Annotated in this window: 11 protein-coding genes; 4 read left to right on the top strand and 7 right to left on the bottom strand. The window is 36.5% G+C overall.

Annotated elements, in window-relative coordinates:
* Nucleotides 1-204: 204 nt before the first annotated feature.
* Both CNR22_02760 and CNR22_02755 read left to right on the top strand, forming a co-directional pair.
* Entirely contained in the window at nt 205-2,154 is a 1,950-nt protein-coding gene (locus CNR22_02760; GenBank protein PBQ30737.1) for a threonine--tRNA ligase, read from the top strand.
* Nucleotides 2,155-2,283: 129 nt separating this feature from the next.
* Entirely contained in the window at nt 2,284-2,889 is a 606-nt protein-coding gene (locus CNR22_02755; GenBank protein ID PBQ30736.1) for a translation initiation factor IF-3, read from the top strand.
* A 420-nt stretch (nt 2,890-3,309) separates the two neighbouring features.
* On the opposite strand, the gene CNR22_02750 is transcribed toward CNR22_02755, so the two are convergent.
* Nucleotides 3,310-5,487, bottom strand: coding sequence for a tail-specific protease (locus tag CNR22_02750; protein ID PBQ30735.1), 2,178 nt, complete (start codon nt 5,485-5,487; stop codon nt 3,310-3,312).
* Between the two features lie 161 nt (nt 5,488-5,648).
* On the opposite strand from CNR22_02750, the gene CNR22_02745 reads away from it, so the two are divergent.
* Nucleotides 5,649-6,707 (top strand): hypothetical protein, encoded by a 1,059-nt coding sequence (locus CNR22_02745; protein PBQ30734.1) that lies wholly within the window; start codon nt 5,649-5,651, stop codon nt 6,705-6,707.
* Here the strand turns inward: CNR22_02745 and CNR22_02740 are convergent.
* Complete coding sequence (locus CNR22_02740; GenBank protein PBQ30733.1) at nt 6,704-7,063, bottom strand: hypothetical protein; 360 nt, start codon at nt 7,061-7,063, stop codon at nt 6,704-6,706. The genes CNR22_02745 and CNR22_02740 overlap by 4 nt on opposite strands.
* 95 nt (nt 7,064-7,158) lie before the next feature.
* Nucleotides 7,159-8,298: a 5-(carboxyamino)imidazole ribonucleotide synthase gene (locus CNR22_02735; GenBank protein ID PBQ30732.1), complete on the bottom strand. Its 1,140-nt coding sequence runs from the start codon at nt 8,296-8,298 to the stop codon at nt 7,159-7,161.
* Nucleotides 8,299-8,425: 127 nt separating this feature from the next.
* On the opposite strand from CNR22_02735, the gene CNR22_02730 reads away from it, so the two are divergent.
* Entirely contained in the window at nt 8,426-9,136 is a 711-nt protein-coding gene (locus CNR22_02730; protein PBQ30731.1) for a hypothetical protein, read from the top strand.
* Between the two features lie 104 nt (nt 9,137-9,240).
* Here CNR22_02730 and CNR22_02725 read toward each other — a convergent pair whose 3' ends face one another.
* From CNR22_02725 to CNR22_02710, 4 genes are read right to left on the bottom strand one after another with little or no spacing between them, the layout of a single operon-like run.
* The gene (locus CNR22_02725) at nt 9,241-9,684 is read right to left on the bottom strand and encodes a hypothetical protein (GenBank protein PBQ30730.1); all 444 of its coding nucleotides are present in this window, start codon (nt 9,682-9,684) and stop codon (nt 9,241-9,243) included.
* A gap of 23 nt (nt 9,685-9,707) precedes the next feature.
* Nucleotides 9,708-11,147: a hypothetical protein gene (locus CNR22_02720; GenBank protein ID PBQ30729.1), complete on the bottom strand. Its 1,440-nt coding sequence runs from the start codon at nt 11,145-11,147 to the stop codon at nt 9,708-9,710.
* Nucleotides 11,148-11,184: 37 nt separating this feature from the next.
* On the bottom strand, nt 11,185-12,453 hold the full coding sequence (locus CNR22_02715) for a hypothetical protein (GenBank protein PBQ30728.1): 1,269 nt from the start codon (nt 12,451-12,453) through the stop codon (nt 11,185-11,187).
* Nucleotides 12,446-13,363 (bottom strand): tRNA (adenosine(37)-N6)-dimethylallyltransferase MiaA, encoded by a 918-nt coding sequence (locus CNR22_02710; protein PBQ30727.1) that lies wholly within the window; start codon nt 13,361-13,363, stop codon nt 12,446-12,448. Before CNR22_02710 ends, CNR22_02715 begins: the two co-directional genes overlap by 8 nt.
* Nucleotides 13,364-13,443: the final 80 nt, after the last annotated feature.

Raw genomic sequence — 13,443 nt, 5'->3', positions numbered from 1 at the left:
CTGTAAAAGTCTAAATCAAACTCGTATGATCATTGCGTTTCGTACCAAAGGAATATTTTCATAAGCAGCGGCCAAAAATGAGTTTAAGAATAAAATAATGCTCTCATAAATGAGTTAAAATAAATCAAAGAATTTTTACGCGAAATATTTCCTATCTTTACTCTTGAAAAATAAACCTGCGTTGTTTGCAGGTAAATAACATTTATGATAAAAATAACTCTCCCCGATGGTTCTGTTCGCGAATATGAAAAAGGAACTTCATCACTGCAAATCGCTAAAAGCATTAGCGAAGGCCTGGCAAGAAACGTTTTAGCCGCCAAAGTAAATAACGAAGTTTGGGATGCAACACGCCCTATCATTTCTGACGCTTCTGTAAACTTGTTAACGTGGAACGATGAGCTTGGTAAAGAAACCATGTGGCACTCATCTGCACATATTATGGCCGAAGCACTGGAAGCCCTGTATCCCGGTGTAAAGTTTTGGGTAGGACCGCCACTTGAAAATGGTTTTTATTACGACGTGGATCTTGACGGACAATCTTTAACTCCTGCCGATTTCGAAAAAATTGAGCAAAAAATGTTAGAGCTTGCGCGTCAGAATAACGAATATGTGCGGAAAGAAATTTCTAAAAATGACGCCATTACTTACTTCAAAGACAAAGGTGATGAGTACAAATTAGATTTGTTAGAGCGTCTCGACGATGGTAATATTACTTTGTACACACAAGGCAATTTTACGGATCTTTGCCGTGGACCACATATCCCATCAACAGGTTTTATTAAGGCTGCTAAAATTTTAAACATTGCCGGTGCATATTGGAAAGGCGATGAAAAAAATAAAATGTTAACGCGTATTTATGGAATTACTTTTCCTAAAGACAAGGATTTGAAAGAATATCTTGTTTTATTGGAGGAAGCAAAGAAACGTGATCACCGTAAATTAGGGAAAGAACTGGAATTATTTACATTCTCAGAAAAAGTAGGTCTTGGTTTGCCATTATGGTTGCCGAAAGGTGCCATGCTGCGCGAGCGATTGATCCAGTTTATGCAAAAAGCCCAGTTAAAAGCCGGTTATCTTCCGGTTGTAACTCCGCACATTGCGCAAAAAGAACTATATATCACGTCAGGTCACTACGAAAAATACGGTAAAGATTCTTTTCAACCCATTAAAACACCGCATGAGGGCGAAGAATTCTTTTTAAAACCGATGAACTGTCCGCATCACTGCGAAATATATAAATCATCACCAAAGTCTTACAAAGACCTGCCTGTGCGTTTTGCCGAATTCGGAACTGTTTACCGTTACGAGCAAAAAGGGGAGTTGCATGGCTTAACCCGTGTACGGGGCTTTACCCAGGATGATGCGCATTTATTTGTGCGTCCCGATCAGGTAAAAGAAGAATTTTGCAAAGTAATTGATCTGGTGATGCACGTGTTTAATGCTCTGGATTTTAAAGAATATACCGCGCAAATCTCTCTACGTGATCCCGAAAATAAAGAGAAATACATTGGTTCTGACGAAAACTGGAAACTTGCAGAAGATGCAATTATTGAGTCTGCCGCAGAAAAAGGACTGAAAACTGTTACTGAACTCGGAGAAGCTGCTTTTTATGGCCCAAAACTGGATTTCATGGTAAAAGATGCCTTGGGAAGAAAGTGGCAGCTGGGAACCATCCAGGTAGACTATAACTTACCAGAGCGTTTTGAATTAGAATATACCGGAAGCGATAATTTAAAACACCGTCCGGTAATGATCCACAGGGCGCCTTTTGGAAGTCTGGAACGTTTTATAGCTGTTTTAATTGAACACTGTGCCGGAAGTTTCCCTTTATGGTTAACGCCCGACCAGGTCGCAATTCTTCCTATTTCAGAAAAATATAACGAATACGCCCAAAATGTATTAAATTTATTGAGTAATTTTGATATTCGTGGATTTGTTGATGATAGAAACGAGAAGATAGGCAAGAAAATTCGTGATAATGAGATGAACAAAATTCCTTTCATGCTTGTGGTAGGAGAAAAAGAAGAAGCAGAAAAAACTGTTTCAGTAAGAGCGAGAAGCAAAGGAGATATTGGATCGTTTACAGCAGGAGATTTTGCAAATTATGTAAAAGAACTTATTGAAAGCGATTTTAAACAAAAAACAGAAATATAAAAAGTCAATAGTTTAAAGTCAGCAGTCTATAGTAGGAATGCTTAATACTGACAACTTCAAACTAGCGACCATTGACTAAAAAAGAACAATTAAAAAGCGGAGGCAATTATCAACCAAAAGAAACCAAACATCCCATCACCTGCTACAACAACTGCAGGAGGAGAACAAAAACCGGTTTTCAAACAACCAAGAGGTTTAAAAGCGGGCTTCAAACGTCCGGGAGTAAAAGAAGAATTACATAAAGTCAACGGACGAATTAATTCACCACAAGTTCGTGTTGTTGGCGACGATATAGAAGCAGGAGTTTATCCTATTTCAAAGGCTCTTGAAATGGCCCGCGAAAAAGGATTAGATCTTGTAGAAATTGCACCAAACGTTGATCCACCGGTTTGTAAAATTGTGGATTACGGAAAATTCCTCTACGAACAAAAAAAGAAAGCCAAGGAAATTAAAGCCAAAGCTGCTAAAGTTGTTGTGAAAGATATTCGTTTCGGACCACATACCGATGATCATGATTTCAACTTTAAAAAGAACCATGCAATTAAATTTTTACAGGATGGCTGTAAAGTGAAAGCATATGTATTCTTCAGAGGTAGAGAGATCGTGTTTAAAGTACAAGGTGAAATCTTATTATTACGTTTCGCCAATGAATTAGAAGAGTGGGGCAAAGCAGAACAATTACCAACTTTAGAAGGTAAAAAAATGTTGATGCTTATTGGGCCAAGAAAAAAGTAAACCTTTCCTGGTAAAGTATATTTAAGAAAAACCGTGGTAGATATCTACTACGGTTTTTTTGTTTCCATTATCGAAATCAGTCTCAGGTCAGGGTCAAAGTAAAAGTTGTTGGGATTATCAAATAAGGCCTGGCCGAGATTGTCAGTTCGAGCCTGCCCAGATTGTCAGTTCGAGCGTAGTCGAGAACAGTTCGAGCGTAGCCGTGAATGTCAGTTCGAGCGTAGTCGAGATTGTCAGTTCGAGCGTAGTCGAGAACATTTAGAGCGTAGCCGAAAATGTCAGTTCGAGCGTAGTCGAGAACAGTTACAGCCTAGCCCAGATTGTCACGTCGAGCGTAGTCGAGACGCAAAAAAAAACCAGGAGTTTATCCTGGTTTTTCTATTTAAACTATCGCAACAGACATCGCAAGAACTTACAATTCTATCTCATATCATTTAAAACATCAGCAGCCTCACGGATATAAATATCTTTAGAAACACTTTGCGCCCATTTTTTCTCTCTGTTCAAACGCACTGTATCATTTGCCAATCTTGTTTTCTCTTCATCAAGAATGTTCGCGTTGAAACCTTTCATTTCTTTATTGAGGTCTTCATATTTTTTATTTTGCTCACGCAATTGTTTTTGCTCTTCTCTGAATGTCGTTAATTTCAGATTATATTTTGTATCGTCTTTTTTAAGTTTTACTTCTTTAGCCTGTAATTCTATGAGATTAAACTGACTACTTGCCGTTACACGTTTGTGACTATTTTTAATAACCTTTGGATAGTTGATCGCACTGAACTCCGTGTAATTAGCCCTCGAAATCTCATCCCAAGGCATGTGGTTTTCGTATTCCTTTTCACCTAATTCAATAAACGCATACGGATCGGGTAATATGATATCAGGAGTTACTCCTTTTAACTGAGTGGCGCCGCCGGTTATGCGGTAGAATTTTTGTTGAGTCATTTTCACTGAACCGATCGGTTTAATGCTATCAAATTGTTTTAAAAGATAATCGTCCAAACTTAAAACCGATTGTACAGTTCCTTTTCCAAAACTCGTAGTGCCAATCACCACACCACGTTTATAATCCTGTATAGCCGCAGCAACGATCTCACTCGCACTGGCGCTGTTATGATTAATTAATACCGTTAATGGACCATCCCAGGCAACATCTGGATTTCTGTCTTCCATAACATTCAAAGGCACATTTACTTTGCCCTTAATCTGAACAACAGGGCCTTTAGGAAAAAATAATCCGGCCATATCAACAGCTTCCTGCAACGAACCTCCACCATTGTTACGTAAATCAATGATCAAACCCTTAATGTTCTGTTTTTTTAATTTTTCAATTTCTTTGCGCATGTCTTGAGAACAGTGACGAGCGCCGTTACGTGTAAAGTCTGTATAAAAGGTAGGTAAATAAATATACCCAAGTTTTTCTTTATTGTCGATAATAGCAGTTCTTGGAAAAGTATCATCTAACTCAATCACATCTCTTACAATAGGGATAACTTTAGTAGTGTTGTCACTGCTTCTCTTAATAGTCAGACGAACTTCGGTTCCTTTTCTTCCTTTTATAAGTTCAATGGCATCTTCCATGTCCATATTAGTAATATCAACCGGATCTCCGTTTCCCTGAGCAACTTTCACGATGTCGTCTCCTTCTTTTAGTTCTCCTTGCTTGTAACTTGGACTACCCACAATTATCTCGCTCACCTTTAAAACACCATCTTTTTGTTGAAGCTTCGCGCCGATCCCTTCAAACTGACCACTCATATTTTCATAGAATTTTTTCTTCTCTCTTGGAGCAAAATACTGGGTGTGGGGATCAAAAACACCGGTCACCGCATTGGCAAATTCAGAAAAGCGGTCACGAGATGTGATTTTATTCAAACGTTTAAACCAGTCATCCTGTTCTTTTAGAACTTTTTTACGTGCATCAGCCTCAAGAGAATCGAATAGCACACCTTTGGTAATGCCCTCTAACACTAAAGAGTTTATCAGGGGTTCAGTGGTCGTACTTTGTTTGCTTCCGTGATTCGTTTTTGCAGTATTTTTTACATTTCCCACTGAATCTTTTTTCTCAGCTTTGATCAACATATCATCCAAACGGTAAAGCACACGGTACTTCAACATTTTACGCCACTCATTTTTTAAATCTTCGTTAGATTTGGCATAAGTCATTTTTTTATAATCTGTTTCATATTCCTCTTCAACCGTGTAATCAAAAGGTTTAGAAAGAATTTCAGTACTCCATCCTTCTTTTTCTGTGACGCGCTTATTAACAATGGCCTGAGTAGCCGTGTAGAGCTCGTGTCTCTGGCCGGCAATTTGATCGTCAATATCATGACGGAATTTGCCTAAGGCGTCAATGTCTTCCTGCAAAAGAAATTGTTTGTTAAAGGGAGTATTAATATACAGATCGAAAACTTTTTCACTGAACGTATCATCCAGTTTTGGAGGCGCGTAATGGGCTTCTCTTAAACTATCGTAGAGTAATCCCATAATAACGTCGTTTTTGTCAAAAACAAAATTTATAAGAGTAAAAGAAGATAATATAACGACACTAAAAATGATAACGACCTTTTTAGTGATTTTAGAAGTGAATTTCTGCATAGTGTGATAATTTGTATCGGTACACACAAAATTAATTTTTTAATTAAGATATGCCAGTACGCCGGTCATTTATTTTAGAATCTTTGACTTAAAACTTGTTTAAATATTGTTAAAAGCAACAGCCGGAAGAACAGTATATTTAAGGCTTTAGATATTCAACTATGATAGATTTTTCAAGAGCGCAGCTAACACATTTTATAGTACATTTTGTTGGGAATAAAGGTTTGGGAGAAGAGTTAACCTACAGCGAAAAATTAATACAGTTTAAAGATGATTTTGTAAAAGAAACAGTACTCAGATATTTCTTAACGCCATTTAAAACAGATATCTACTATCAGTTCAAAGGAAAGGTTGACGTGTCTCTGGCAAGCGTGGCAAATGCTACAGAAGATTTGTTTAATTCACAAAGTGATTTTGTTAATCTTTCAAAGCAAGTAGCTTCTCATCTTTACAATCAAAGCATGCACCCAAAAATAAGTGGCGGCGAATTTTTTGTTTGCTATTTCAAAGATGCTATGGTGGATGGTGAATTAGCCGATGCGATAGGTTACTTCAAAACAGAAAATAAAGAAACTTTTCTGAAAGTCTACCAGCATGTGGATGAGTTCGACGTAGATTGCGACAACGGCATTAATATCAATAAACTGGATAAAGGCTGTATTGTTTTTAACACTGAGAAAAATAAAGGCTACAAAATGAGTATTGTAGATACTAACAACAAAGTTGCAGAATGTGCTTTGTACTGGGAAGAAGATTTTTTAAATGCGGTTATTAAACCAAATGGATACTATCACACGAAAAATTTTATGGACGCGTCCCGGGGATTTTGTGAAGAGATTCTAACAGAGGCAAACAATGTGGAGAAGAAAGATCAGATGATGATGCTCAATAAAAGTGCGTCTTACTTTAAAGAGAAAGATACTTTTAATTTAAAGGATTTCGAAAAGGAAGTATTGGTTCAACCCGAAATTATAGAGGCTTTTAACGAGTACCGTGGCGATTACAATAAGAAGATGGACCTTACTGCCATTGACGAATTTGATGTATCGCAAACCGCCGTTAAAAAGAACGCCAAATACATGAAAAGTGTTGTAAAGCTGGATAAAAATTTCCACATCTACATTCATTCTAAACACGATTACGTAGAACGCGGATTTGATGATGAACGCGGACTTAAATATTATAAATTATACTACATAAACGAGGAAAGCAGCAATTAGTCTGCTTTTCTTTTTACAATTAAGATAAGGTCTTTATCTTCAATGGGTAGATACCCAAATTCATAACAGAAGGTATAAACGTGATTATTATTGGTTTTAACCTGGTGGGTATTAAAACCAAAATTAAATCCTTTGTCTACAAGTTTTTGTTTTGAAATGGTAGTTTTATCACCAACAAGAGTTTCTTCTAGAATGCGCCTGTTTTTACGTAATGAATTATTTACATTCCTTACGTAATTGTTGGTATCGCTGTTTTGCTTGTTATTAAAAGAATTGCGGCACATGTCGCTGCAGAATTTTTTATCTATTCTGCCTTTAATTAGCTCACCGCATTCAGGACATGTACGTTTTTCCATAGATTAAAAATAGTAATTATTTTAAATCTTAAATTTTTTACCGGTTTGGTTTCCTATTTGTTAAATGTCTTAAACAAAAAGGCTTTACACAGGAACTAAGCAATAATTTTAAGTGTAGTCTTAACCATTCTTGCTTTTTGTTTTGCTTTCAAAATATCGTCATCTACAATTGTTGCGTGACCCATTTTGCGGAAAGGCTTCGTAGTAGCTTTACCGTAAAGGTGAACATAGACGCCGCTGAATTTTAAAACGTCTTCCATGCCCTGGTAAATAGCTGTTCCTTCGTAACCAAAATCTCCTAAAAGATTTACCATTACACCTGCTCTTACAATGGAAGTGTCGCCCAATGGTAAGTTTAAAATGGCTCTTAAATGCTGCTCGAATTGAGATGTAACATTGGCTTCAATCGTGTGGTGACCGCTGTTATGCGGGCGAGGAGCCACTTCATTTACAAGAAGTTTTCCATCTTTGGTTAAAAAGAATTCAACCGCAAGTAGTCCTACTACACCTAACTTCTCCGCTACTGTAGTGGCAAGTCTGATAGCTTCCTTTTCAACTGTTTTTTTTATATTGGCTGGACTAAACAAAAACTCTACAAGATTCGCTTCCGGGTTAAACTCACATTCAACTACAGGGAAACATTTTATCTCTCCACTTTCACTACGGGCCACTACCACTGCCAATTCTTTATCAAAATCTACAAGACGCTCTAAAACACTTGGCTCTTCAAAAGCTTTATCAAGATGATGTGGACTCACAAGTTTTGTTACACCCTTTCCATCATAACCGCCTTTTCTCAGTTTTTGAAAAAATGGAAAATAGTCGGCATACTTCGCAATTTGTTTTTTGTTTTCTACAAGAAAAAAATCAGGACTCGGAATGTTGTTGCGCTGATAAAACATCTTCTGCGAACCTTTGTCCTGGATAAGTTCAATAATGTGAGGCTGAGGAAATACTTTTTTTCCTTCTTTTTCAAGAGCTTTTAAAGCTTCAATATTTACATTCTCAATTTCAATCGTAATAAGATCTTTGTCTTTTCCAAAATCGTAAACTGTTTCGTAGTCTGTAAGACTTCCTTGTGTGAATTTTTTCACAAGGTTCTTGCAGGGTGCATTTTTATCAGGATCTAAAACGGAAATAGTTAAATTTAGATTGATCGCGTTTTGTATCAGCATTCTTCCAAGTTGCCCCCCGCCCAGAATACCTATATGAAGTTGTTGTATGGTCTTGCTCATGAAAAATAATTTCGCTGCAAAGATAGTTATTTCACAGAACCTATAGGAAACATCCGGTAAAATCATCCGCTAGATTTCAGGTTAATTTTTTGTGATATTTTCTTATTTTTACCAAAACCCTAAACTCATGAGATTATTCACTTTTCTAATTTTATTCAGTTGTTTAATTAGCGCTTGTTCAACAGGCAAAAAATTCACTTCACGCAAATATACGAGTGGACGTTATGTAACTTATGCTAAGCATAAGGAGAGGGTTTCGCGGTCTGCTAGTGAAAACGAAAAGATTGCAAAGGCGGCTGAACGTTCTGAAACTGCAACTGCTCAGGTTTCATCTAACTCACAGATTGTCGAACCACAGGCTTTGTCTCATTCAGTGGTTACTCAAGCGAAAAGGTCTGATTTAAGCTTGTCCCCTGTCCCAGGAAAAACAAAAGTTCTACCTGGAAAAAGTAAGACAGTACTATCTCTAAATAAAGAGAAAAGCTCTGTATCTTCAAAAATGGTAGCATCTTCGGATGGAAAATCATCAAAATCATTACTCTCGGTTTTTCTTGGAGCCGGAGGTTTAACGCTGGAGGTAGTGGGATTTATTTTAACGGTAATCTCTGCAGAATATCTCTTCATGACTCTTATAGCGGCAGGTCTGGCGCTTGGAATTATTGCTTTAGTTATGGGAATCATGGGCATTAAACAATACAAGGAAGACAAAAGAAATGGGCAGAAAAAAAGATCAACGCTTATTTTAGGAATAATAGGCACGGCACTCGGTGGAGCTGCAATTTTTTTCGCCTTGTATTTTTCGGTCCTTTCGCTGATTTTTGTTGAATCAGGCATCTAACCAACAGGTAAATAAATTCTCTTTTAAAATTGAACTTCTAAATTTTTTTTTGATCTGGCGCCTGCCATAATCTCGCAGACTTTAGAAAATTTCGAATTAAAATGCTAGCGAATTCTATCCGCACTTTTCAAAAGTTCGATATCCTTTTTAATATACCTTGCAGCAAGATAGGCGCACATAACCCCTATAACACAGATAATTATTCCAAATCCGGAGCTCTCGGTTTGAAAAAGCTGACTTTGTGGGCAAAAAGAAATGATAAGTGCGATAGCAAGTTCAATAAGCATCAGCACATAACATAGTTTTATTTGTAAAATCCTTTTTCGGTATATAAAAATGGTAACTACACTAAGAACAATTGCAAGAGCGTTCAAAGACACGGCAAGAAAATGCCAGATAGTCGAATGAAACTCACCTGCATTTTTAAGAAGCAAGGAAAAGTTCATTGGAACGCCATTAATACTGGCTGTGCCAACAGGAATGAATAATAACGATATGCTTGTGAGTGCTAATGCTAAAAGAAAAAGAGTTTGTTTACGTTGTATCATAGTGCAAATTTAAGAATACAAATTTACCAATTGTAAAGTTTCAATTGATATTTTCCTTCTTCAGGTTGCGAAGAAATAAGGAATGAATTTTGAGATAAAATGATCAAGACAGGTGTGTTTGCTTCACTCAAGTCCTCAATTTTAGTGATCTGGTAAATTTTCTTTACCGGACTTAAAAAAGAATAATTAACGTTATTATTTTTAAGTAAGTGTTTAGAAAGGATCCACATAGGATTTTTTTCTGTATCCAGTTTAAAATCCTGTTTTATTGGAAAGCCTGGACGACCATAAAATAATTTTTCTATTGCTGCAGTTGAGTCTGTACACAATCTGCCATTCATATCTAGTTTATCGCTTGTAAAATAATAGTCTTCTAACTGAATATTAGGTTGAATGGTGTTTTTATCAAGGGTAAATAAATTTTCTTCAGCTGGTTTTAAGCAAAAAGTAAGTGTATTCGAGTAGAGATAGCATGGATTTCCTTTGTTTGTCTTATACAAATCGCCTGTAAATAGAATATCTCCACCCTCATTTTTTAAAGGTTTTAATATCTTAAGCATGTAATAACTAAGGTCTTTTTTGCTACCGGGTTTGGATGATTTAAGGTCTGATACCGGCACTTTAAACTCTTGCCTGCCCGAAATGTCACCTAAGGAATCGATTTGAAAGGAATAGAGGATAAGGAAATTGGAAGCAGGATTAAATTTATTTTCCTTGTAATTAATTTCTGCGTCCTTTAGTTTTTGTCCGATAAATTGAATGGAATTAGAGGTTTTATCGACTAAGAATTCACCAAAAAGGTAACTACCAGAGTCCCCTTTATCATTAATTTTTGTGGCTTTTATAAGTTTTGCAGTTTCAGCTTCAAGCTTTAAAAGCCATTGACCGGTTTTTAAACCACCAAAAACATTTACATAAAGATAAACATACATTTTAGTAGCGTAAAAGATATGTGCCGAATGGATGTTTTTTCGTTCAAAAGGGAATTGCCATTTAAACGTGTAATCGAAATTTTCGGTGGTAGACTTTAGACTGTATTTATTAAGGTAAAATTGCTTCCCAGAGGTATCTGTTTCGGCCTTTATCGAATAAACGGAGTTATTAAAATAAAAAGTTTCAGCGCTAAATAAAGAAGTATTGTTAAGTCTTGCTATTTCCGTATTTTCTATCTTGGCGATAAGTTCGAATCTTTTTGTGAGACGATAAATGCTCAGATCTTTTTTTTCTTTTTTTTGTAAATAGATATTCAAAAATCCATGCAACGTGTCAGACCAGCATTGAAGATAGTTGTCTGCCGCTCCTTTGCTTGTTTCGACAGTTATACTATCAAGAATTTCGGGCTTAAAATCGAGTTTATAAATACAGAAAGAACCATTTTGTTTGATGCCATACACATAGAGATTGCTTCCAAAAAGCTGGCTATTAGCTTTACTTAGGCCAAATGTTTTTACTTGTCCATGCATATGAAACGACAAAAAGAAAATTGTAAGTATAAAAATCTTATTCTTCAATGAGGCCTTTTTCTTCTCGTTTAGAGTAATCTAATATAAGCAAATAATAAAGTACAATTCCAAAAGCATAGAGTAAGGACGTAATCAGGAAAATATTTCCAAAACTAAAGTTGTAAGCGAATAAAATAGTTACCATAAAACCACTGATTACCCAACTTCCACTCCAGATGGCAGATGTAAGCGCACTTGTAATTTCCCTGTTGTTTCTCCCCACATAATTTAAAACGAGTTCTGAAGTCATGGGTCCTGCCATGTTCATCAAAGGCTGGCGCAGTAGGTAGCAAACCGAAGCAATTATTAGGGCGATAGAATATTGACTGTAATATTGGGTTGTTGCTAATGCTACTAAAGAAATAACGGCAAGTGATTGGGTAGTCGGAATAGCAATTTTATACCCTATTTTTTGTTTTATTTTAGGAACTAACATGGCAAAATAAGCTACCAGAAGTGACGCGACAAAGCTTAAAATAGAAAATCCACCCTTTCCTAAATGGTGTACTTTATCAAAAAACAAACTAATGAATGGAATGGTCAATCCTGCGCCGGTGGCAATGATAAGCGTTGGCAAGAGCGCTCTCATAATCAGTGGCCAGTCAGTTTTTGATGAAGTGATTTTATGTATTGGTTTTTCAGGAATTTCTTCTACAGAATTTTCATTGAAATTTTTAATTCGCTTCAAAAAAAATAATCCACCAAATCCAAACATCGAAAATAAAAGTAAGATGAATTGTTCGTCAAAAATTTGAGGGCTTAAAAAATCTAATAACGCAATTACAACACCACTTATGATCCCGCCAAAACTCCACGTACTGTAGCTTAAGGATATGGCAGCTGTTTGATGCTCCTTTTTAGAATTGCGAAGAATATACGGAAAGATCGGGATCTGCATAAAGGTGAAGGAAGCGCCCCAAAGTACAAGTGTAATCAAGGTTAGTAATTTTAGTTGAAACGCAATTGATAGCACAATGGCAATGCCGAAAAAAGGAACACAAATTGACGAAAGATAAAACAAGGGCATAACCTTTCTTCCTTTGATTAATTTACCCAAAGGGAAAGCCAAAACAAAAACACCAATAAAACGGAAGGTAATAAAGAGAGCAATTTCTTTATCAGAAAATCCTTTGCGGGTCATATACAAAGGCAAAATATTCATGAACGTTGCATTAACGGTCTGAATAAAAAATTCAGAAGCAATTGCATTTTTAATGGGCAATTCAATTTTCCGATAATCTTTTATGAAGGCAAAGGGTTTAGCCATGACTCATGATAATATCGATATACGCAGAGATTTTTGCGACATCTTTCGGATTAAATTCGTCGAAGTCATCCTTATTTTTAAACCAGGTGATTTGCCTTTTGGCATAATTTCGGGTGTGTTGTTTGATCTTGTCTATGGCAGACTCAAGGCTTAGTGTCCCGTCAAGATAATCATAGAGTTCTTTGTAGCCTACTGTTTTTAGGGCATTAAGGTGTTTTTTCTCTGAAAATTGTTTTGCTTCCTCTAGCAAACCCTCTTTCATCATTTGATCAACTCGCTCATTAATGCGCTGATAAAGTTCAGTACGATCGAGATTGACAAGGATTTTTATCGCTGTAAATGGACGGTCGTTTTCTTTTTTATTGAGAAAACCAGAGTAGGGTAGACCCGTGTGTTCAATAACTTCCAGAGCCCTGATCAAACGTTGTGGATTATTTATATCTACGGATTGAAAGTAGTCTGGGTCTTTTTTTTCTAATTCTTGTTGTAACCAATTTAAGCCGTTTTCTTCAAATTTTTTGTTTAAAGCGCTTCGGATTTCAGGGGGAACTTCTGCAAAATCGTCAACACCATTTAAAACAGCGTCGATGTAGAGTCCCGATCCTCCAACTATAAAAACCACAGAATGCTCTTTGAATTGTTCATTGAGTAATCTTAAAACATCTTTTTCAAAATGACCTGCGCCATAAAGCTCGCCGATGTTTTTTGTATTTATAAAAAAGTGTGGAACTTCTGAAAGTTGTTCAGCTGTGGGCTTAGCAGTACCAATAGTTAGCTCTTTATAAAATTGGCGCGAATCGGCCGATAAAATAACACTTTGATAATGTTTTGCCAATTCTATAGCAAGTGCCGTCTTGCCAACTGCTGTTGGCCCCGCGATTACGACTAAATATTTATTCAAGCTGTTGATATTCCTTTAAAGAGCCCGCAATATAGGAATTCCCGGCTAAGGCTAATAACGCTTGTTTTTCTTTTTATTCTTGTCTTTTA

This window comes from Sphingobacteriaceae bacterium (assembly GCA_002319075.1).
Classification (GTDB): Bacteria; Bacteroidota; Bacteroidia; order B-17B0; family Aurantibacillaceae; genus Aurantibacillus.
Note: the sequence above shows the minus strand (reverse complement) of the source record. Positions and strands in the feature narration are given on the sequence as shown.

Bases quoted from the DNA above. Each gene is read 5' to 3' on its own strand.
- CNR22_02740 (PBQ30733.1), bottom strand. From the start codon at position 7,063: ATGGAAAAACGTACATGTCCTGAATGCGGTGAGCTAATTAAAGGCAGA.
- CNR22_02745 (PBQ30734.1), top strand. From the start codon at position 5,649: ATGATAGATTTTTCAAGAGCGCAGCTAACACATTTTATAGTACATTTT.
- CNR22_02725 (PBQ30730.1), bottom strand. From the start codon at position 9,684: ATGATACAACGTAAACAAACTCTTTTTCTTTTAGCATTAGCACTCACA.
- CNR22_02730 (PBQ30731.1), top strand. From the start codon at position 8,426: ATGAGATTATTCACTTTTCTAATTTTATTCAGTTGTTTAATTAGCGCT.
- CNR22_02760 (PBQ30737.1), top strand. From the start codon at position 205: ATGATAAAAATAACTCTCCCCGATGGTTCTGTTCGCGAATATGAAAAA.
- CNR22_02715 (PBQ30728.1), bottom strand. From the start codon at position 12,453: ATGGCTAAACCCTTTGCCTTCATAAAAGATTATCGGAAAATTGAATTG.
- CNR22_02750 (PBQ30735.1), bottom strand. From the start codon at position 5,487: ATGCAGAAATTCACTTCTAAAATCACTAAAAAGGTCGTTATCATTTTT.
- CNR22_02735 (PBQ30732.1), bottom strand. From the start codon at position 8,298: ATGAGCAAGACCATACAACAACTTCATATAGGTATTCTGGGCGGGGGG.
- CNR22_02720 (PBQ30729.1), bottom strand. From the start codon at position 11,147: ATGCATGGACAAGTAAAAACATTTGGCCTAAGTAAAGCTAATAGCCAG.